Origin of the sequence: Clostridium frigidicarnis, assembly GCF_900111985.1 — a bacterium.
In the GTDB taxonomy this organism is placed as follows: domain Bacteria; phylum Bacillota; class Clostridia; order Clostridiales; family Clostridiaceae; genus Clostridium_Z; species Clostridium_Z frigidicarnis.
Window position 1 is genome coordinate 1 of sequence record NZ_FOKI01000052.1, and the last position, 20,068, is coordinate 20,068.

A 20,068-nucleotide genomic window follows, 5' to 3' on the forward strand; every position below is an offset into this window, starting at 1 on the left:
ACATGGAGAGATGGTCGAGTTGGTTTAAGGCACCGGTCTTGAAAACCGGCGTACATGTGAGTGTACCGTGGGTTCGAATCCCACTTTCTCCGCCACGTGGAGAACTACTCAAGTGGCTAAAGAGGCGCCCCTGCTAAGGGCGTAGACCGGGTAACCGGTGCGAGGGTTCAAATCCCTCGTTCTCCGCCAAAAGCATCTAACTAAGTTAGATGCTTTTTTTTATCGTGTAAAAAATTATAGAAATTTTTAATCCTAAATTTGTAACTTTTAACTTGTCACTAAAAAAGGGCATAGCCTTTTTTCATTCTATAGGGTATTATAGAATTTAAGTTGATAGATAATTTTGAGAAGAACTTAATATAATTACAAGCTGATGATGTTTTTCTTTACATTGTTCTGAAAAACTAATAATTTATCATTTGTAACTAAAAATTTGTCACTTAAAGAAGGGTGTAGCCACTTTTTTGAATGTGCCTAAGTTAAATAGTTTATTAATAATCACAAAATTTATTTTAATAAGATATTTCAATAAAAATAATAAATAATACATAAATACTTAACTATGAATCTAGGATTTCCATTGGATTCGTAGTTTTTTTATATATTATTTTAAATAAGATATAAAATAAAACTAATTTTTGTATACAAAGGTTAAAAAATTCTTGTATGACTATAATAAAAATCCTAATGTGACAAATAATATGTGTAACAACTAAAATAAGAGAATATTTATTGGATAATGTTGCTTCTATCACCTGGATGTTAAATGAGTTTAGCCATTAGATAAAAAGAAACAATAGATACTATTTAAATTATAAGAGTTAAGATAAATAATTAACAAAAGCATAATTTTGAAATTATAGGTAAATTGAATATAATTTAATTATAAGGGCATATTGCCCAAAATTAATGTTAGGAGTTTTGACAGTGTTAAAAGGTAATAGAGTTTTATTAAAAGCTATAGAAAAAGATGATCTTAATGTGCTTTATGATATTTGGTGTGATGAAGAGGTAAGAAAATATGATGGGTTATATTCAACAGTTCCATCTAAAGAAATCATAATTAAGAACTTTGGAGCTTTTATATTAGGACAGAAAAAATATTTATCTATAATTAATGAGGAAAATATAGTTGTTGGATATATTACATATGAAGATGTTATGGACCTTACATCAACTTATATATTAGGAATAACACTTGGAAAAGATTTTTGGAATAAGGGATATGGTCAAGATTCAGTGAAAACACTAATGAAATATTTATTTATAAATAAGGTTGCCCATAGAATTGAATTAGAAGTTGTTGATTTAAATAAAGGAGCCTTAAGGTGTTATGAAAAGTGCGGATTTAGAATTGAAGGAAAAAAAAGAGAACGATATTTTTATCAAGGAAACTACAGTGATGTTATAATCATGGGGATACTTAAAGAGGAATACTATAATTTAATTAGTAACAAGTGAAAACCAAGTGATAAATTGGTATAAGTTTTTGGTGCAAAGGTATTAAAAGCACTATAACTCTCAACTCTTAATTTTAACTAAGTGGTGAGAATAATATTTAAAGTATAAATTTGGAGGTGGAGTTTTTAATGAGCTTAAGGTTTATTTTGGGAAGAAGTGGAAGTGGAAAAAGCCATGAGTGCTTAAAAGCTATGAAAGATGCAGTAGATAGGAATGAAAAAAATAATTTAATATTAATAGTTCCAGAACAATTTTCTTTTGAGGCTGAGAAAAAGGTATTAAGGTTTATTGGAGAAAAGAGTGTGTTTAAGGTTCAAGTATTAAGTTTTAAAAGATTATGTTATAAGGTTTTCAATAGTGTTGGAGGAGCTACACATAAAAGATTAAATGATTGTGGTAAATCAATACTTATATATGATATTTTAAGATCTTTAAAAAAAGAACTGACCGTGTTTCAAAGAGCTAGTACAAAACAAGGCTTTACAGATGTAATTTTAGAAATAATAACAGAGTTTAAGAGATATAATATTACCCCGGAAATACTTAAAGAAACAAGTGAGAACCTAACAGAAAAGGAATTAAGGGATAAACTAAATGATTTATATAAAATATATAATTTATTTGAAAGTAATCTTCATAAAAGTTATATAGATGGAGAAGATGAACTTTCTATGGCATATGAAAAGCTAGATAAATGTACTATTTTTGATAATGCTGAAGTATGGATAGATGAATTTTCAACATTTACGCCTCAACAATATAATATAATAAAGAAACTTATGAAAAAATCTAAGAGAGTAAATATAGCTCTTTGTTGTGATGGAGAAAATTATTCGCAGGAAGATAGTGGGGAAGATATTTTTTCAGTTGTTAAGGCCACAGAAGATAAAATAATAAGAATAGCTATGGAGAATAACATAGCATTAGATAAAGATGTAAACTTAGAATCTAATACATTTAGAAACATAGATGAATTAGACCATGTTGAGAAAAACTTTTTTAGATATCCTTATAGTAAATATACAAAAGAACCTATGAACTTAAGAATATTTAAGGCTTTAAACAATTATGAAGAAGTAGAGTTTGTATCTAAAGATATAGTATCCTTAGTTAGAGATAAGGGATATAGATTTAATGAAATAGCTGTAATATGTAGAGAATTAGAAAGTTATGAGAAGATAGTATCTGTATTATTTAATGATTACAATATACCTTATTTTTTAGATAGTAGAAGAAAGATTACAGATAACCCATTCATAATTCTTGTATTATCTATATTTGATATAAAAAATAAAAATTGGTCATACGAAAGTGTTTTTAGATACTTAAAAACAGGTCTTTTAGATATACCTAAAGAAGATGTTGATAAATTAGAGAATTTTGTTTTAGCCTATGGAATAAAGGGTAAAAAGTGGAGTGAATTTTGGAGATATGGACTAACATCTAAAAAGGATCAGGATGAATACATAAAAGATGTTATTAACCCTATAAATGAAATAAGAGAAACAGTAATATCACCATTAAAAATATTGCATGATAAATTATCATCACAATCTACAGTAAAAGATTTATGTACTTATATTTATGAATTTTTAGTTGAGATTAAAGCTATGGAAAAAATAGAACTATGGATAAGAGAATTTAGGGATAGCGGGGACAATGAAAAAGCTGATGAATATGAAAAGGTAATACAAATTATTTTTAATGTATTTGACCAATTAGTTGAACTTATGGGAGATAGTAAAATTAAATTAGATAGTTTTGTTGAGTTTTTAACTATCGGATTAAATTGTGAGGATATTGGTATAATACCATTTGCTTTAGATCAAGTTATAGTGGGAGATTTGGCAAGAATAAAAAGTCATGATATAAGGGCTGTATATATAATAGGTGTTAATGATGGGATTTTTCCAAGAGCATCTAGAGAAGAAGGAATATTATCCGATGATGATAGAAATATGCTTAAAAATCTAGGTGTTACACTATCATCTGATACAAAGACTAAAGCATTTGAGGAGAATTTCTTAATATATAATTCTATAACCATGGCATCTGATTATATGGTAATGACATATCCTTTAGCTGACTTAGAAGGGGGAGCTTTACGCCCATCTGTTTTAATATCTAGATTTAAAAAGATATTTCCTAAACTTATAGAAGAAAGTACTTTATTAAAAGAAAAGGATGAAGAGGCTCTAGAGAGTGTTGTAACTCCAGAATCTACATTTAATGAACTAATATCTGTCATGAGAACATACTATGATAAGAATGAAAATGTAGGTGATATATGGGCAGAAGTTTATACATGGTTTGAGGAAAGAGAAAAATGGAACGAAAAGGTTAATAGAGTTCTTAAAGGATTAACATATAGTAACCTAGTGAGTTCAGTAAGAACAGAGAAAATAAGAGCTTTGTATAAAAAGCCATATGCATTTGATGTGTCCAGAATAGAAAAATATGCTCAATGTCCATTTGCTTATTTTGTACAGTATGGACTTAAAGCAAGAGATAGAAAAATATATGAATTTGGGAATCCAGACTTTGGTTCATTTGTTCATGAAGTTTTAGATAGTTTTTCAAAAAAAGTAAAAACAGATAAACTATCATGGAGAGAGATAGATGATAAATGGAGTCAGGAATCTATAAATGGAATTGTTGAAAAGCTAATAGAAGAGGACTCTATACTGAAAAGTTCCTCAAAGTATAACTATATGACATCTAAAATAAAAAAAGTATTAAATAAGTCTGTTAGTGTTATTTCGGAACATTTTAAAAGGAGTACATTTGAAGTTTTAGATAGTGAGGTTATTTTTGGAGAAGGTAAACATAAACCAATAAAATTAAATCTACCTAATGGAGAGGAAATACTTTTAAGAGGAAGAATAGACAGAGTTGATGTTTTAGAATATGATGGGAATTTATATGTAAGAGTTGTCGATTATAAATCCGGCAATAAGAAATTTAGTTTAGATGAAGTTTATAATGGATTACAAATACAACTGTTAATATATTTAGACGCAATATTATCAAATGAGCAGCTTTTAATGAAGAAAAACACGATACCAGGAGCGATACTTTATTTTAGAATAGATGATCCTATAGTTTCAACTAGTGGAAAGATAAGTGAAGAGGATCTTAAAAATGAAATACTTAAAAATTTAAAAATGAATGGATTACTACTTAATGATACTGAAATATTGGTACAAATGGATAATGAAATAAATCAGTATTCAGTTATAATACCTGCTTATGTTGGTAAGAATGGTGTTTCAGAGAGCTTGTCATCTGTAGCAACCAAAGAGCAGTTTGATTTGCTAAGAGAATATGTAAGAAAAACTGTTGTAGAGCTTTGTGATAATATGCTTAAAGGAAATATAGAAATACATCCGATTAAAAATGATGGAGCTCCATGTTGTGATTATTGTAATTTTAATGCAGTATGTCAATTTGATACAACAATAAAAGACAATAGTTATAAAAGTATAAACAAAAAACAAAAAGAAGAGCTATGGGAACTTATAGAGAAAAAAGTTAAAACTATAGAGGATGGAGGTGAAAGTTAATGAAGACAAAATGGACTGAAGAACAGGAAAGTGCAATTATAACTAGAGGATGTAATTTATTAGTTGCAGCAGCAGCAGGATCAGGAAAAACTGCAGTTTTAGTTGAAAGAATAATAAGAATGATAATAGATGAAAAAGACCCCGTTGATATAGATAAGCTACTAGTTGTTACATTTACCAATGCAGCTGCATCTGAAATGAGAGAAAGAGTTGGAAATGCTATATCTAAAAAATTGGATGAAAACCCAGGGTCAATGAAGCTACAAAGACAATTAACTCTTTTAAATAGGTCAAACATAACGACCATGCATTCATTTTGCTTAGATGTTGTAAAAAATAATTTTCACTATATAGATTTAGATCCAAACTTTAGAATTGCAGATCAAACAGAAATAATATTAATGAAGCAAGATATTTTACAGGATATGTTTGATGAAATGTATGAGGAAAATAGTGAAGATTTTATAAGATTAGTAGATACTTTAGGCGGAAAGCGTGATGATAGAAACGTTCAAGAACTAGTAGAAAATATATATAATTTTTCTATGAGTGGACCTAGTCCTAAAACATGGTTACGAGCTAAGGTAGAGCAGCTAAACTTGGATAATGACGTTGATTTAGGAAGTTCTATGTGGGTAAAAATTTTATTAAATGGTACAGAGGAAAAATTAAAATCTTTCATAGATGATATGGAAAACCTAAAGGAAATATGTAAAGAAGGGAATTTGAATAAGGCTGAGGAAAATATAGCGGAAACCCTAAGTGATTTATATATGTTAAAGGATTATTATAATAAATCTTTAGATGATTTTATTAAAACTTTAAAAGATGTAAGATTTTCAAGGCTTACAATCAAAGGGGTCCATGAAGATACAAAAAAAGAAATAACAGATACAAGAAAATCTGTTAAGGATTCATTAGCAAAGTTTCAGAAGTCTATAAATTTTACAATGGAAGAAAGTAAAGATGCAATAAAATATATGTATCCTATAATGAAGACTTTAAGTGAACTTATCATAAATTTTATGGATAGATTCGAAAATAAAAAAAGAGAAAAAGGAATTTTGGATTTTAATGATTTAGAACATTTATGTCTAAGGATTCTTAATGAAGGATATAGTACAGGAGAATTAATACCTTCAGAGGTTGCTATTCAGCTTAGAGAGAAGTTTGATGAAGTTCTAGTAGATGAATACCAAGATAGCAATAATGTTCAAGAAACAATTATAAACCTAGTATCTAGAAAATTAACAGATAAGCCTAATGTATTTATGGTCGGAGATGTAAAACAAAGTATTTATAGGTTTAGACAAGCAAAACCAGAATTATTTTTAGAAAAATATAATACTTATTTAAAAGATCAAGGTAAAGATAGGAAAATACTATTATATAAAAACTTTAGAAGTAGAGAAGAAGTTATAAATAGTGTAAATTATATTTTTAAAAAGGTAATGTCTAAGGCAGTAGGGGAGCTAGAGTACACAGATGAAGAGGCTTTGAATTTGGGTGCGGTATATCCAAAAAATGAAGAAGAAAATACAATTATAGGGGGACCAACAGAGTTTCATATAATTGATATGTCTAGTGATAAAGAAGATGAATCATCTAGTGAAGATGAAATTAAGTTAGATGAAGAGTTAGATAAGGTACAAATAGAGGCTAGGTTAGTTGCTAAAAGAATTAAGGAACTACTTAATGGAAAACAAAAGTTTAAAGTGTTTGATAAAAACTTGAATGATTATAGAGATATTAAATATAAAGATATAGTAGTACTTCTTAGAGCAACTCAAAATTGGGCTGATGTATTTACTGAGGAGTTAGCAAGTGTAGATATACCAGCTTATGCAGATGCATCAAAGGGATATTTTGAAACAATAGAAGTAAAAACAATGATATCACTTTTACAGATTGCAGATAATCCACTTCAAGATATACCAATGATTAGTATATTAAGATCACCTATATTTTCATTTACACCAGAAGAGCTTATAGATATACGATTGTTTAATAAAGATAAATATTTTTATGAAATATTAGAGTATATAGCAAATGAAGATATGAGTAAGTGTAAATATGAATCAGAGTACTTATTAGAAGAAACTACTAAGAATAAAGCAGTACTAGTAGTAAATAGCATAAAAACTTGGAGGAGTAAGGCATTACATATGCCTATAGATGAATTTGTTTGGTATTTATATATGGATACACATTATTATGGATATGTAGGGGCAATGCCTAATGGGATTCAAAGACAAGCAAATTTAAGAGTGCTTTTCCAAAGGGCAAAACAATATGAAAAAACTAGTTTTAAAGGTTTGTTTAATTTTATAACATTTATAAACAAACTTAAAAAGAGTAGTGGAGATATGGGAAGTGCTAAAATACTAGGTGAAAATGAAAATGTAGTTAGAATAATGAGCATTCATAAGAGTAAGGGGTTAGAATTTCCTGTAGTATTTTTAAGTGGATGTGGAAAACAATTTAACGATTTAGATTTAAAAGGACAAATACTTTATCATGAAGAACTTGGTTTTGGGCCAGATTACATTAATTCTGAGGAAAACTATAAATTTCCTACAATTGCAAAAGAAGCAATAAAGAAAAAAATAAAGATTGAAAATTTATCAGAGGAAATGAGAGTTTTATATGTTGCTTTTACAAGGGCAAGAGAAAAATTAATAATAACAGGGACAACTAAAGATTTAGAAAAAGATTGTGAAAAGTGGAGCAAAACTATAGGAAATAATAAAGTTATTCCTAGTAGTGAGGTGTTATCCAGTAATAGATATCTAGATTGGATAGGGTTAGCTCTTATTAATCATAATGATGGAAATATTTTAAGAGAATTAACATCAAAAGATAACTATAATATTGACGAAAACTTATCCACATTCCACATAGTTAAATATGATAAATCATATGTTTTTGTGGATAAAAATAATAACAATGTGGAAAAAATCTTAAAAGAAGATAAATTTATTTCTTTAGATGAAAGTATGGAGAGGCTAGCTTATAAAAATGAAATTAATAGAAGGTTAAATTGGGAATATGAGTTTAAGGAATCATCAAAGATACCTTCTAATATATCAGTTTCTGAACTTAAGAGAACTATGTTTGATGATGATGAATATAACAGAACTAAAAGTATAAATGATAATAATTTAGATATAATTATAAAAAAACCAGTATTTCTTCAAGAAAAGAAGGGGTTAAGCTCAGCAGAAAGAGGAACGGCAGTTCATGGTGTTATGCAACATATAGATATACTTAAATGTAATACTATTAAAGAAATACAAAGTCAACTAGCATTTATGGTGGCAAAAGAATTCTTAACTAGTGAAGAAATAAGTAGTGTAAGTCCTTTTAAAATACAAAAGTTTTTTGAATGTTCTATAGGTAAAAAAATAGTAGAAGAATATAAAAAAAATCCTAAGAATGTTAATAGAGAAACCCCTTTTTATATTGAAATTTCTAGTAAAATACTAAACAAAAATTTGCCAAGTCAATATGAAAAAGAAAAAACAAGGGTGCAAGGAGTAATAGATTGCTTTATTGAAGAAAATGATGGGATAATACTTATAGATTATAAAACAGATTATATTGATATCAAGGATAAAGATTGGGAAAAAGCAATTGAAAAACGATATAAGGTTCAGATAGATTATTATACAGAAGCCATAGAAAGGATAACAGGGAAAAAGGTTAAGGAAAGATATTTATATTTATTTTATCTAGAAAAACAATTAAAAATATAAAAAGAATTAAAATTAAATTATTTTTATAAGAAAGTCTCTGCAAAATATTAATTATAATTTTGCAGAGACTTTTGATTTTTATTTTTTCTTTTTAGGAGAATTAAAACAAGTGTAAAATTAATAAAATTAAATATAACAAATGCAGGAGTTATGAATTCTAAAACTATTGATGCTATAGGGAGTAGATAAAAAACATATGAAAGCATAAAAAATAAAGGAAATAATAAAGGGTATATTTTGATAGATTTTATATTAAAAGTTTTACTAATTATTTCAACAAAAATAAATAAATCTATAATTATTGTCATTAATGCGCTTGGATTCCAAAGCAATAAAAATATATATCTAAAATTATTAAATATAGGTACATTTATACTTTGAATAGTAAATATGAAAGGCCAAGTTGTTTTAGCTATTAAGCCTATACCAAGTTTATATATATTAACAAAAATAATCCATAAATATATTAAAACTGACACTGAAATTCCAATAAAAGCATACTTAGGAAGCTGTTTTTTTTTGTTTTCCTTAACATATGGATGAATCATTAGTAAAAATTCTAAAGTCGTATAATAATAAGAAGTTTTTAAGGCCCCATTAAATATAGGCTTAAATCCTGAGCTTAATACAGGCTGGAAATTTAATAAAGTGCCATCTCTTAATGCTAATGTTGAGGTTAGAAGTAATATAATCATGGAGATGAAGACAACAATACAAGATCTCATTATTGTTTTAAATCCTTTTGAAGCAGTAAAACAAATAATTATACATAAAACCAAGCAAATTTTAATGGGACTGACAAATAAAGCAACAAAAACTTTATTAATAAAAACTAATGTGGATGTCATTTGAACTGTATAGAAAATAAACTGAGAACTAAATATTAAATTCAGCACAATTCCTATTTTGTTTCCTAATAATTCTTTATTTAAATCTACTATAGTTTTATGGCCACATAGGGGTAATATTTTTGAAACTATAAATATCATTAAAAATGGGTAAGCTGAACCAATTATTATAGACATCCAGGCATCTTGGTAAGCTGAGCTGCAAATATAATTAGCTAAATTTAAAACATCTACACCCATAAGAGAGCAAACTATAAAAATTACTATCTCATTGCAATTAATTTTCTCTTTTTCTGAGAGCATTTTAAAAATCACCTCTACCAAATGTTTCAATTAGTAAATCTACAACTACTTTTATTTCAGAATTGCATACTAATTCATTGTAGTCAATATTATCATCCTTATTAAAGCCTTCTTTAGCAATTATATGTTTACCCAAATTTAAGCAATCTACCTTGTAATTATTTTGCATTTGATGTATAAATCCATTACATTTTGCAATTAGCTTTTCTTCAATTCTTCTTTCTACTTCATCTATCGAGGCTTGATCTTCTGACAGCTTATCATATATGCTATTAGAATAAACTTCTCCTCTTGCTGAAAGTTTAATTGTAAAAAAATACTTATCACCTATTTTATCACAGTAAACTTTACGTTTAGACAACAGAGTACAATCTAAAATTTCTGTATTAGAATCTTTTAAATAGATATTTCCAACAACATCTGATTCTCTTAATAAATTCATAATTTTACTTTCATTTAAATCTAATAGTTTAGCGATTTTATCTTTTTTAAAGATTACCATACCATCTATAGATGGTTGGGAGTCCTCTATTCGTATATGAGGAAGACATAAGTTATATCCTTCATTAGCAAGATAGTAATATACATCCATAAGTTTATAATTGTCACTAAAAAAATTATCGTATTTACAATTTTTAAGTAGGCCTTCGGTAAATTCTGCTACATCATCATTTCCAGGTAAATTTGTGTCTAAGAAGGTCCTACCTGGAATAGTTATAACAGCACATTGAGATGTATCATTATAGGTTGAAGTTGAAAAAACCATAGTTATAAATGTATCTATTCCAGAATAGCAAATATTTTCACCAAATAATAAAACCTTTTGCAGACCAGGAAATAAATATCCTTTGGATTTAAGATTATAATTATGCCTTGCTTCGCCAGGGGTAATAGCATCCACAGATGGATTAACTTTTTTTATAGTTGAGTTTTGTTTATAGTTATAAGTTAGAGTATCTATTATATAATAAAGTTCATTGGAAACATTTTTAGTATCTATTACAGATATAGAAGGTATGCTAATACTTTCTATTGGAATACTAACATTTTTATATAATAAGAAAACATATACAGATAAAAAAAATAAAGGAACAATAAAAACTTTTTTAGCTTTCATAGAATTCTACTCCTTGTCTTTTTGTGTTGGTATAGATTTTAAAATAGATTTTAATTTAGTAATAGGAGCTCTAATAAAGGAGTCTTCAAAATCACTAAGAAATATATCAAAGTAAGGTACATTAAGAACTTTCAATGAGCATAAATGCACAAATAAAAACATTAGTCCGAGAGAAACCCCTAAAAGCCCTAATGTTTGAGCCAATAAGAGCATAGGAAACTTTAAAAAACGAATACTTCTTCCTAATTCATAATTTGGAATTAAAGAAGTTACAATTATTCCTATGCCAATAATTAGTAAAGTAGTGGGGCTTACAATTTTTGATTGTATTGCAGTTTGGCCTATTATTAAACCACCTGCAATACTTAATGTTGGACCTATTTTATTTGGCATGATAAGACTACCTTCCTTTAAGAACTCTACTATTACCTCCATGGTTAATATTTCTAAAAAAGGTGTTAAAGGTATATCAATTCTAGATTGAATTATAGGATTCAAAAATTTTAAAGGTATAAGTTCTGAATCCTGAGATATTAAAGATAAATATATAGGGGAAAGAGTAAGCTTTACAAATAAAGCTAAAAAACGTAAAAATCTAAATAAAGAAGAAACCAAAGTTCTACTGTTATAATCATCTACAATTTGAAAAAATTCTAAAAATACACAAGGTAAAGTTAAAACACTAGGGCATCCATCCACTATTACAGCAATTTTACCTGACATTATTTGAGATTTTATTCTATCTGGTCTTTCAGAATAAAATGCTTGAGGGAAGGGTGAATATGGATTATCCTCTATAAGTTGAGCTAAAGAACCACTATCAAGCAAGCTGTCAGTGCTTATATTTTTAATTTTAGCTAAGAGAAGATTTAATACATCAGGATCAACCACATCATCAAGGTAAACTAAAGATACAGTTGTTTGGCTTTTAGAGCCTACTTTTAAAAATTGTGCTGTTAAGTTTTTATCCTTAATTATTTTTTTCAAGATATCTAAATTAGTTTCAAAGTTTTCAACAAATCCATCCTTAGCTCCTCTAATTGATGTTTCATTATCAGGTTCTGAGAGGTTTCTTTCTTTGAAATTAGTTGTATTAAAAATTATAAATAAACGTATATCTTGAAAAAACAATACTGTTTTGCCAATTTTAATAGATTCAATAGCTAAAAGCATATCTCCACTTACATCAGCATCACAAAAGATTATAAATTTCTTTAGTAAGTATTCAGGAAGCTTTTCGTCAACTGTAAAATCATCTTTTAAGGTAGACATTAAAGGTTTTATAATATACTCATCAATATTTGAAGTATCTACTATACCTTTCATATAAATTAACATTGATTCTAAATTGTTATTCCCGATAATAAAGTTTCTTTTAATTAAATTTGAACTCATACCAATTTCACTACTTATATATTTGAATAAATCATCAAAAGTTTTCATTTGCACCACCCTAATACTATTATTCATGTAAAAATATATATTATTCCAAGTGTATAATTAAGTATGTGTAAAAAAATAAGAATTAATGCCTAAAGTAAGAAATTAAGCACTAATTCTTAAAAATAAGTAGAATTATGAAATAAGGCACATGAAAGAACATACTGACCTTGTTATTTTTTTGAATGTGCCTAATATAAAGAATTATAATATTTGTAGTTTTAAGCATTAATATTGTTTTTCAAGTCAGTAAATATGTCTTTTGACATATTCATTAAAATACTATTAGTATTTCTATTAGGGTTTTCGAGAATATAATCTAGTAATTTATTTAAAATTAAACCTATTGAAGTTCCTTTAGGTATACCCATAGAAAGAAGATCATTACCGTTTATAGCTAAATCTTTTATTGAAAGAGGTTCTTTTGAGTTAACAATGCCTTCAACCATGTTTTTTGTAAGTTCTATATCTTTAATCCTTTTAATATCACTATCTAGCAATAAAATTTGTAGCACAAATAAATCATTTAAATTTTGTATACCTATTTTATTTATAAATTTTTTAAGGTTAAATGGTATTTTTTCATATACAAATGTTTTACTTTGTTTAATTAGTAAACACACATTATTTAAAGTATTGTTATCGAATTTTAATCTTCGAAGAATTTTAGCTGATGTAGTAAAAATTTCTTCTTGCGAATCCGATAGGCTAGAAAGTAATAATGCTAATTTAATATTTAATTTATTAGGACATCTATCTAGTAAATGTAATATAGTTTGAAATTTATCATAATTATTTTTATATGATGAGCAAAGTTCAGGTAATATATAGTGTAATAATCCACTTTGAATTAAAGTAACTATTCCGTAAGATGAATTTGAATCTAATAATATTTTACAAAATTCTTCATTAATTCTTTCCATACTTATATTTGAAATAAGCATGTTGTTTTTATTAATTGCCATAAAGGTTTTAGCTTCTATAGTAAAATTTAAAGTAGTTGAAAATCGGATAGCTCTTAACATTCTAAGGGCATCTTCTTTAAATCTCAAATCACTATTTCCAACAGCTTTTATAACACCATTTTTTAAGTCATTTACCCCATTAAAATAATCAATTAGTCCATTGGAAGGATTAAAAGCCATTGCATTTATGGTAAAATCACGTCTAGCTAGATCCTCTTTAATATCAGATACAAAATTTACTTCACTGGGAGTTCTGTTATTTATATAAATTCCTTCAGTTCTAAATGTTGTAACTTCAAAATTTTCATTTTCTAATATTACAGTAATAGTTCCATGTTTTATTCCAGTAGGAACTGTTTTATTAAATAGAGTTTGGGTTATTTCAGGTTTACAGTTAGTTGTTATGTCCCAGTCATTAGGTGTTTTATTTAAAATAGAATCTCTTACACATCCACCAACTATATAAGCATCATATCCATTTAACTTAAATGTATTCAATATATATTGAACATTAGGAGGTATTTGTATCATATAATCACGTCCTTAAAATATAAAATATTTATTTAAAGTATATTTTAAAATCTAAACCAAATTTATTCTTAAAGAAAATAATTCATCAACAACAGTATATATGTTAGATAGGTAAGAAACAATAATATAAAAGGAAAAAAATTGAAAGTACATAATGCATAAGGCACATGAAAGAAAATAGACTAGCATACTGACTTGTTATTTTTTTGAATGTGCTTAAGTTGTAATATAAAAAACAATTTTAAGTATAATACTAATACATTGTTATTAAAAAATTAAGAATTGAACATATATTAGAATTTTATTATAAAAGTATTTAATTAGTTATTTATATTGAGATTTAGTATGAAAATTGTTATATAAACTATAAAAATAACCATATTGGTGTATAATATATAGATAAATGTAGTAGTAAAGGCAAAGGTGGAGTTACATGGAAACAATTAAGGTTAGCTCTTTTCAAGAGGGCAAAAAAATAGAAGGATTTTATTTAATAAAAAATGTAGATTGTAAAATAACAAACTCAAATAATAAAAAATATCTTGATTTTACATTGTGTGATAACAGTGGAGAAATAAATGCTAAGTTATGGGATACAAGAGATGGGTTGGATAAGGCATTTAAAAATAATACTATAATAAAAGTTAAGGGAAATGTCTTAGCATGGCAAGGTTCATTGCAACTAAAAATTGAAAAAGCAATAAACTTAGATGAAGGAGATAATATTAATATCAACGAATTTGTTGAAAGTGCACCATATTCATCAGAAGAAATGTTTGATATTTTATGTAGTTATATGAATAAGATAAAAAATAATGACATAAAAGAATTAGTTGAATATATGGTGGAAGAAAACAAAGAAAAGCTTATGTATCATCCTGCAGCTAAGAAAAATCACCATTCAGTAAGAGGTGGATTATTGTATCATACAACAACTATGTTAAAGTCTGGGGATGCATTATGTAGTATATATGACTTCTTAAATACAGATTTAATATATGCAGGAGTAATACTTCATGATTTGAGCAAAATAAGAGAAATGAATTCTAATGACTTAGGATTTGTAACAGAATATTCTATAGAAGGAAGTTTACTAGGGCATATATCTATGGGAGTTGCAAAAATACAAGAAGTAGGAGAAGCCTTAGGAACTAATAAGGAATCATTAATGTTACTTCAACATATGGTATTGTCTCATCATTATGAGCCTGAGTATGGAAGTCCAGTAAAACCAATGATTGCAGAAGCTGAAATGCTTCATTATTTAGATATATTAGATGCTAGAATGTATGATATGAAAAAGGCATTAAAAGAAACTTCAAAGGGAGTTTTTTCAGAGAGAATTTGGTCACTTGAAAATAGGAGAGTTTATAATCATAAGATAAATACAGAAGAAGAATAAAACTTAAATAAGGAGGAACATAAATGAATTTTTTAAAGAGATTTCCTCAAAGTGTATACAATTTTAAAGCATATAATAAATTAAGAAAAACATCAATGATATCAACTATTATGTATCTATTAATTTTAGCACTTTTATTATCAGGATTTATAGCTGTAAGGCCTATAAATGCAGCATATAGATATCAAAATATGATTAATAATGTTTTAGATGATAATATAAATGAACTAAACATAAAAGATAGCAAATTAATTGTAAATAATGGAGAAGAATTTTCTAAAATAGAGACAGATGGAAAAGTATTTTTCGGTATAGATACAGGAGAAAATGTAACTGCAGATAATTACGTTGGACAGATGGGTTTAATATTATCAAAAGAAGGAATAGTAGGTAGAGTAGACAGTCCAGCCACTAAACTTAATGAACCTTTTAGTGTTAATTATGATTCACTGGATATTACAAAAAATATAAGTGATAATACATTATTAAAAGGGTTAAATTCAATTGCGGCAGCAATAAGGGTGAATTTCTTAATATTGTCACCAATAGTAATATTTATAGAATACTTAGTACTTAGCTTAATATTTGCTCTAATTGCAGCTATAATTTGTAATGGAAAGCAAATAAAATTAAACTTTGGTGAAAGATATAGAGTAGCTGTATATGCATCTACTGTTATATTTGCATTAAGAGCAATATTTTCGTTAATAGGAATTACTATACCTTTTTTAATATTAGTTATAATTCAAGTTGTGTATATGAATTTAGCTATAAAGGCAATAAAAATAGAAGAAGATATAGTTCCCATGAGTTAAGGCACATTCAAAAAAATAAAAATTATATTTAAAAATTTTTATTTATGAGATTTTTAGATTAAGAAAATTAAATTAAATTTTAAAAGCCATGAAATTATGTTTTAAACAAAAATTTCATGGCTTTTGCTTATTAGGCTAATGCTTTTGCAGCATTATAAGAGCTTCTAACAAGTGGTGAGGATGCAATATATTTAAATCCCATATCCATACCAATTTGTCTGTATTTTTCAAATACATCTGGGTGAATGTATTCAACAACTTCAATATGTTTTTCAGATGGAGCCAAATATTGACCAATAGTTACGATATCACAATTAATTTCTTTAAGTTCTTTTAAAAGTTGAATTACATCTTCTTCAGTTTCACCAAGGCCAAGCATAAACCCAGACTTTGTTAATATGTTACTATTAATTTTTTTTACGTTAGATAACAAGTCCATAGATCTTTTATAAATTGCTTGTGGTCTTACATATTTATACAATCTAGGAATAGTTTCTACATTATGATTTAAAATTTCAGGATTAGCATCTAGGATAACCTTTAATGAATCTAAATCTCCTTTAAGGTCCGGAATAAGAACTTCAACTGAAGTGTTAGGATTAAGTTTATGAATTTCATCTATAACATTATGAAAGTGCAGGGCACCTCCGTCAGGCAAATCATCTCTGGTTACAGAAGTAATTACAGCATGTTTTAAATCAAGTTTTTTTATAGCCTCAGCCACATGAATAGGTTCATTACAGTCAACAGTGTCGGGTTTACCGCTAGATACATTGCAAAATCTGCAATTTCTAGTACATACACTACCTAAAATCATGAATGCAGCTGTACCTTTGTTATAACATTCTAGTCTGTTAGGGCAATTTGCCTCCTGACAAACAGTGTTAAGATTTAATGTTCGAGTTAAAGCTTGTACCTGTTTTAGATTTGAACTTAATTCAATTTTAACTTTTAGCCAGCTAGGCTTTCGTTTAAGCAAAATAATCCCTCCTCAAATTTAGATAATTCTAAATAATAAACATATATTTATATTAATTGTTTTTAAAACATTAAAGATAATATATCGTTTATAGAAATACCTTTAATATAGTCTTCTATATTAATATGGAGTAATGCATGTTTTATGCTATTTTCATCATGTTCTATTCCTATAAAATATTGTTCAAAACCTTCAATATTTTTTGTGAAAAAGAAATCTCCATAAAACTTAATTTTTTTTATACAACCATTGGTTACTTGAAAATTTACCTCAATGGTTCCATAATCAAAACGTTTTTCTTTTTTGTAAGAATATCTAGGTGAATTACCAAAGTTCCATTTCCAAGTAGAAAATTTGTTTTCACATATCTTATTTATTTCTTTTAAATCGTTTTCTGTAAAATTATAAAGTTTTTCTTCATTGTAAAGATTCATTACAAAGTCTATTATGTAATTTTTAAATTCTTCAACAGACATAGGTCTATGAAGATGTTCACTTATATTAGTTACATGAGAAGAAACAGATTTTATTCCTTTAGCCTTTATTTTTAAAGGATTAACATTTAGGGCACTAGATAAATCTGTCATACATGAAGAAAACAATAGTGTACCATGATGTAAAACTTTATCATTATAATAAAATTGAGCATTTCCAGAAAATTTTCTATCACCGATAACCATATCATTTCTGCCAGAGAAAGAAGCATCTACACCTAAGCTATTTAATGCTTTAATTAAGGGAGCTGTGAATTTTAAAAAGTTAGCGGATAAATCATCTGAACTTTTGCATATAAAAGAAAAATTTATATTTCCTAAGTCATTAAAAACAGCACCACCACCGGTAATTCTTCTAACTACTTTTATGTTGTTTTCTTTCACATAATCTACATTTACTTCAGATAATGAATTTTGGTTACGGCCTATCAATATACATGGCTCATTTCTCCAAAGCATAAAACAGTCTTCATTAATATTTTTTAGTATATATTCTTCAGCGGAGTGATTAAAATAAGGATTTGTATTATTATGGTTAACAAATATCATATAAACCTCCCACAAATTAACATGTAATAATTATAACATACACAGTAATTTAATAGAAATATATTAAAAATCATATTAAAAACTATACTAAGAAATAATTATTAAATTATTAGAAGGATTATTTCAATTTTTGGAGTATTCTATAGTAAAACATAATTTAAAATGTTATATTTATTTTATAGGCACATGGAAGAAAATAATAAGTCAAAGATGCGAAATAGACTAGCATACTGACTTGGTATTTTTTTGAATGTGCCTTATAGAGAAGTTTTAATATTTAGGGGGAATTATCATGTCACAAGTAGTAGAAAAATTCTTAAAGTATGTAAAATTTGACACTAAATCAAGTGATGAAACAGGAACAACTCCAAGTACTAAGGGACAATTAGTTTTAGGAGAAGAATTAGTGAAAGAACTTAAATCTATAGGTTTAAAAGATGCATCTATGGATGATAAGGGATATATAATGGCAACCCTTCCATCAAATATGGATAAAGAGGTTACAAAGATAGGATTCATAGCTCATATGGATACAGCTCCAGATTATTCTGGTACAAATGTAAATCCTCAATTTGTAGAAAATTATGATGGAAAAGACATAGTATTAAACAAAGAGGATAACACTATACTTTCACCAAAAGAGTTTCCAGAACTTAAAGATTATGTTGGAAAAACTTTAATAACAACTGATGGAACTACTCTTCTTGGAGCAGATGATAAAGCTGGTATAGCTGAAATAATAACTGCTATGGAGTACTTAATAAACCATCCAGAAGTAAAACATGGAGAAATAAAAATAGGATTTACTCCAGATGAAGAAATAGGTGCAGGAGCAGATTATTTTGATGTTAAAAAATTTGGAGCAGAAGTAGCTTATACTTTAGATGGTGGTGCTATTGGAGAACTTGAATATGAGAACTTTAATGCAGCATCAGCAAAGATTGTATTCCACGGAAGAAATGTTCATCCAGGTTCTGCAAAAGATAAGATGATAAATACAATGCTTATAGCTAATGAATTTATAGCTAAACAACCAAAGGAAGAAACTCCAGAAAGAACTTGTGGATATGAAGGATTCTACTTATTAATAGATATTAAAGGTTCAGTAGAGAAAACACAACTTTCTTATATAGTAAGAGATTTTGATATGGGTTCATTTGAAAAGAGAAAAACAACAATTAAGCAATGGGCTGATGAAATAAATGAAAAATTTGGTGCTGGAACTTGTGAGATAACATTAAAGGATCAATATTTCAACATGAAAGAAAAAGTTGAGCCTGTTAAATATGTTGTAGACTTAGCATTCAATGCTATGGAGGCAGTAGGTGTTAAACCATTAGTTAAACCTATAAGAGGTGGTACTGATGGAGCAAGATTATCCTTTATGGGATTACCATGTCCAAACTTATTTACTGGTGGAGAAAACTTCCACGGAAAATATGAGTATGTAGCAGTTGAATCTATGGAGAAAGCAGTTGAAGTTGTTTTAAAAATAGTTCAATTATACGCTGAAAGATAAATTATATTTATATTTATATAAGGAACATTCAAAAAAAGAGGCTGTATCAGATTTATAAAATCAATCTGATACAGCTCTTTTTGCTTTGTTTTTAAAATTATATGTTGAATTTTCATGTGTTTATTAAAATATATATGGTTCAATAAAGTTTCTTTATTTAGAATAAGTGCTGTTTATATATTACGACAATATAAATATATAGATTTTCTAGTTAATAATTGAAGGTTGAGAGTTGAGAGTGAAGGATAAATCTCCTATAGGCCCCCTAATTAGAATGGACAATGTTTACTCAAACAAAGTAAAATAGTTTTAAGATGATTAGGAGGT

At 27.2% G+C, this 20,068-nt stretch carries 12 protein-coding genes and 2 tRNA genes; 8 read left to right on the forward strand and 6 right to left on the reverse strand.

From position 1 onward, the window contains the following. Positions 1-4: 4 nt before the first annotated feature. The 5 genes from BM119_RS17665 (at position 5) to addA (ending at position 8,779) form a co-directional block, all read left to right on the forward strand. Positions 5-95: transfer RNA gene (locus BM119_RS17665), tRNA-Ser, on the forward strand. Between the two features lie 3 nt (positions 96-98). Next, a tRNA-Ser gene (locus BM119_RS17670) sits at positions 99-189 on the forward strand. Between the two features lie 738 nt (positions 190-927). Continuing rightward, positions 928-1,461: a GNAT family N-acetyltransferase gene (locus tag BM119_RS17675; protein WP_177199488.1), complete on the forward strand. Its 534-nt coding sequence runs from the start codon at positions 928-930 to the stop codon at positions 1,459-1,461. A 128-nt stretch (positions 1,462-1,589) separates the two neighbouring features. Next, a complete protein-coding gene (gene addB, locus BM119_RS17680) occupies positions 1,590-5,024 on the forward strand; it encodes a helicase-exonuclease AddAB subunit AddB (protein WP_090043040.1) in 3,435 nt (1,144 codons plus the stop codon). Beyond that, a complete protein-coding gene (addA, locus tag BM119_RS17685) occupies positions 5,024-8,779 on the forward strand; it encodes a helicase-exonuclease AddAB subunit AddA (RefSeq protein ID WP_090043041.1) in 3,756 nt (1,251 codons plus the stop codon). The genes addB and addA overlap by 1 nt, the downstream gene beginning before the upstream one ends. Before the next feature lie 47 nt (positions 8,780-8,826). Here addA and BM119_RS17690 read toward each other — a convergent pair whose 3' ends face one another. The 4 genes from BM119_RS17690 to BM119_RS17705 all read right to left on the reverse strand — a co-directional run bounded on the left by BM119_RS17690 (position 8,827) and on the right by BM119_RS17705 (position 13,983). Then, positions 8,827-9,930, reverse strand: coding sequence for a GerAB/ArcD/ProY family transporter (locus tag BM119_RS17690; protein ID WP_090043042.1), 1,104 nt, complete (start codon positions 9,928-9,930; stop codon positions 8,827-8,829). Position 9,931: 1 nt separating this feature from the next. Next, positions 9,932-11,047 (reverse strand): Ger(x)C family spore germination C-terminal domain-containing protein, encoded by a 1,116-nt coding sequence (locus tag BM119_RS17695; RefSeq protein WP_090043043.1) that lies wholly within the window; start codon positions 11,045-11,047, stop codon positions 9,932-9,934. Between the two features lie 6 nt (positions 11,048-11,053). After that, entirely contained in the window at positions 11,054-12,490 is a 1,437-nt protein-coding gene (locus BM119_RS17700; protein ID WP_177199489.1) for a spore germination protein, read from the reverse strand. Positions 12,491-12,708: 218 nt separating this feature from the next. After that, a complete protein-coding gene (locus BM119_RS17705) occupies positions 12,709-13,983 on the reverse strand; it encodes a CCA tRNA nucleotidyltransferase (protein WP_090043045.1) in 1,275 nt (424 codons plus the stop codon). Between the two features lie 433 nt (positions 13,984-14,416). Between BM119_RS17705 and BM119_RS17710 the strand changes: the two genes are divergently transcribed. Beyond that, entirely contained in the window at positions 14,417-15,385 is a 969-nt protein-coding gene (locus BM119_RS17710; protein ID WP_090043046.1) for a 3'-5' exoribonuclease YhaM family protein, read from the forward strand. 23 nt (positions 15,386-15,408) lie between these two features. Continuing rightward, a complete protein-coding gene (locus tag BM119_RS17715) occupies positions 15,409-16,200 on the forward strand; it encodes a DUF1189 family protein (protein WP_090043047.1) in 792 nt (263 codons plus the stop codon). A gap of 130 nt (positions 16,201-16,330) precedes the next feature. On the opposite strand, the gene lipA is transcribed toward BM119_RS17715, so the two are convergent. Further along, complete coding sequence (gene lipA, locus BM119_RS17720) at positions 16,331-17,179, reverse strand: lipoyl synthase (RefSeq protein ID WP_090043048.1); 849 nt, start codon at positions 17,177-17,179, stop codon at positions 16,331-16,333. A 62-nt stretch (positions 17,180-17,241) separates the two neighbouring features. Further along, positions 17,242-18,222: a lipoate--protein ligase gene (gene lplA, locus BM119_RS17725; protein ID WP_090043049.1), complete on the reverse strand. Its 981-nt coding sequence runs from the start codon at positions 18,220-18,222 to the stop codon at positions 17,242-17,244. 292 nt (positions 18,223-18,514) lie between these two features. On the opposite strand from lplA, the gene pepT reads away from it, so the two are divergent. Further along, on the forward strand, positions 18,515-19,741 hold the full coding sequence (pepT, locus tag BM119_RS17730) for a peptidase T (protein ID WP_090043050.1): 1,227 nt from the start codon (positions 18,515-18,517) through the stop codon (positions 19,739-19,741). Positions 19,742-20,068: the final 327 nt, after the last annotated feature.

Coding starts and splice junctions, on each gene's coding strand:
- BM119_RS17705 (WP_090043045.1), bottom strand. CDS start 13,983: ATGATACAAATACCTCCTAATGTTCAATATATATTGAATACATTTAAG.
- addB (WP_090043040.1), top strand. CDS start 1,590: ATGAGCTTAAGGTTTATTTTGGGAAGAAGTGGAAGTGGAAAAAGCCAT.
- addA (WP_090043041.1), top strand. CDS start 5,024: ATGAAGACAAAATGGACTGAAGAACAGGAAAGTGCAATTATAACTAGA.
- BM119_RS17695 (WP_090043043.1), bottom strand. CDS start 11,047: ATGAAAGCTAAAAAAGTTTTTATTGTTCCTTTATTTTTTTTATCTGTA.
- BM119_RS17700 (WP_177199489.1), bottom strand. CDS start 12,490: ATGAAAACTTTTGATGATTTATTCAAATATATAAGTAGTGAAATTGGT.
- pepT (WP_090043050.1), top strand. CDS start 18,515: ATGTCACAAGTAGTAGAAAAATTCTTAAAGTATGTAAAATTTGACACT.
- lplA (WP_090043049.1), bottom strand. CDS start 18,222: ATGATATTTGTTAACCATAATAATACAAATCCTTATTTTAATCACTCC.
- BM119_RS17710 (WP_090043046.1), top strand. CDS start 14,417: ATGGAAACAATTAAGGTTAGCTCTTTTCAAGAGGGCAAAAAAATAGAA.
- BM119_RS17715 (WP_090043047.1), top strand. CDS start 15,409: ATGAATTTTTTAAAGAGATTTCCTCAAAGTGTATACAATTTTAAAGCA.
- BM119_RS17690 (WP_090043042.1), bottom strand. CDS start 9,930: ATGCTCTCAGAAAAAGAGAAAATTAATTGCAATGAGATAGTAATTTTT.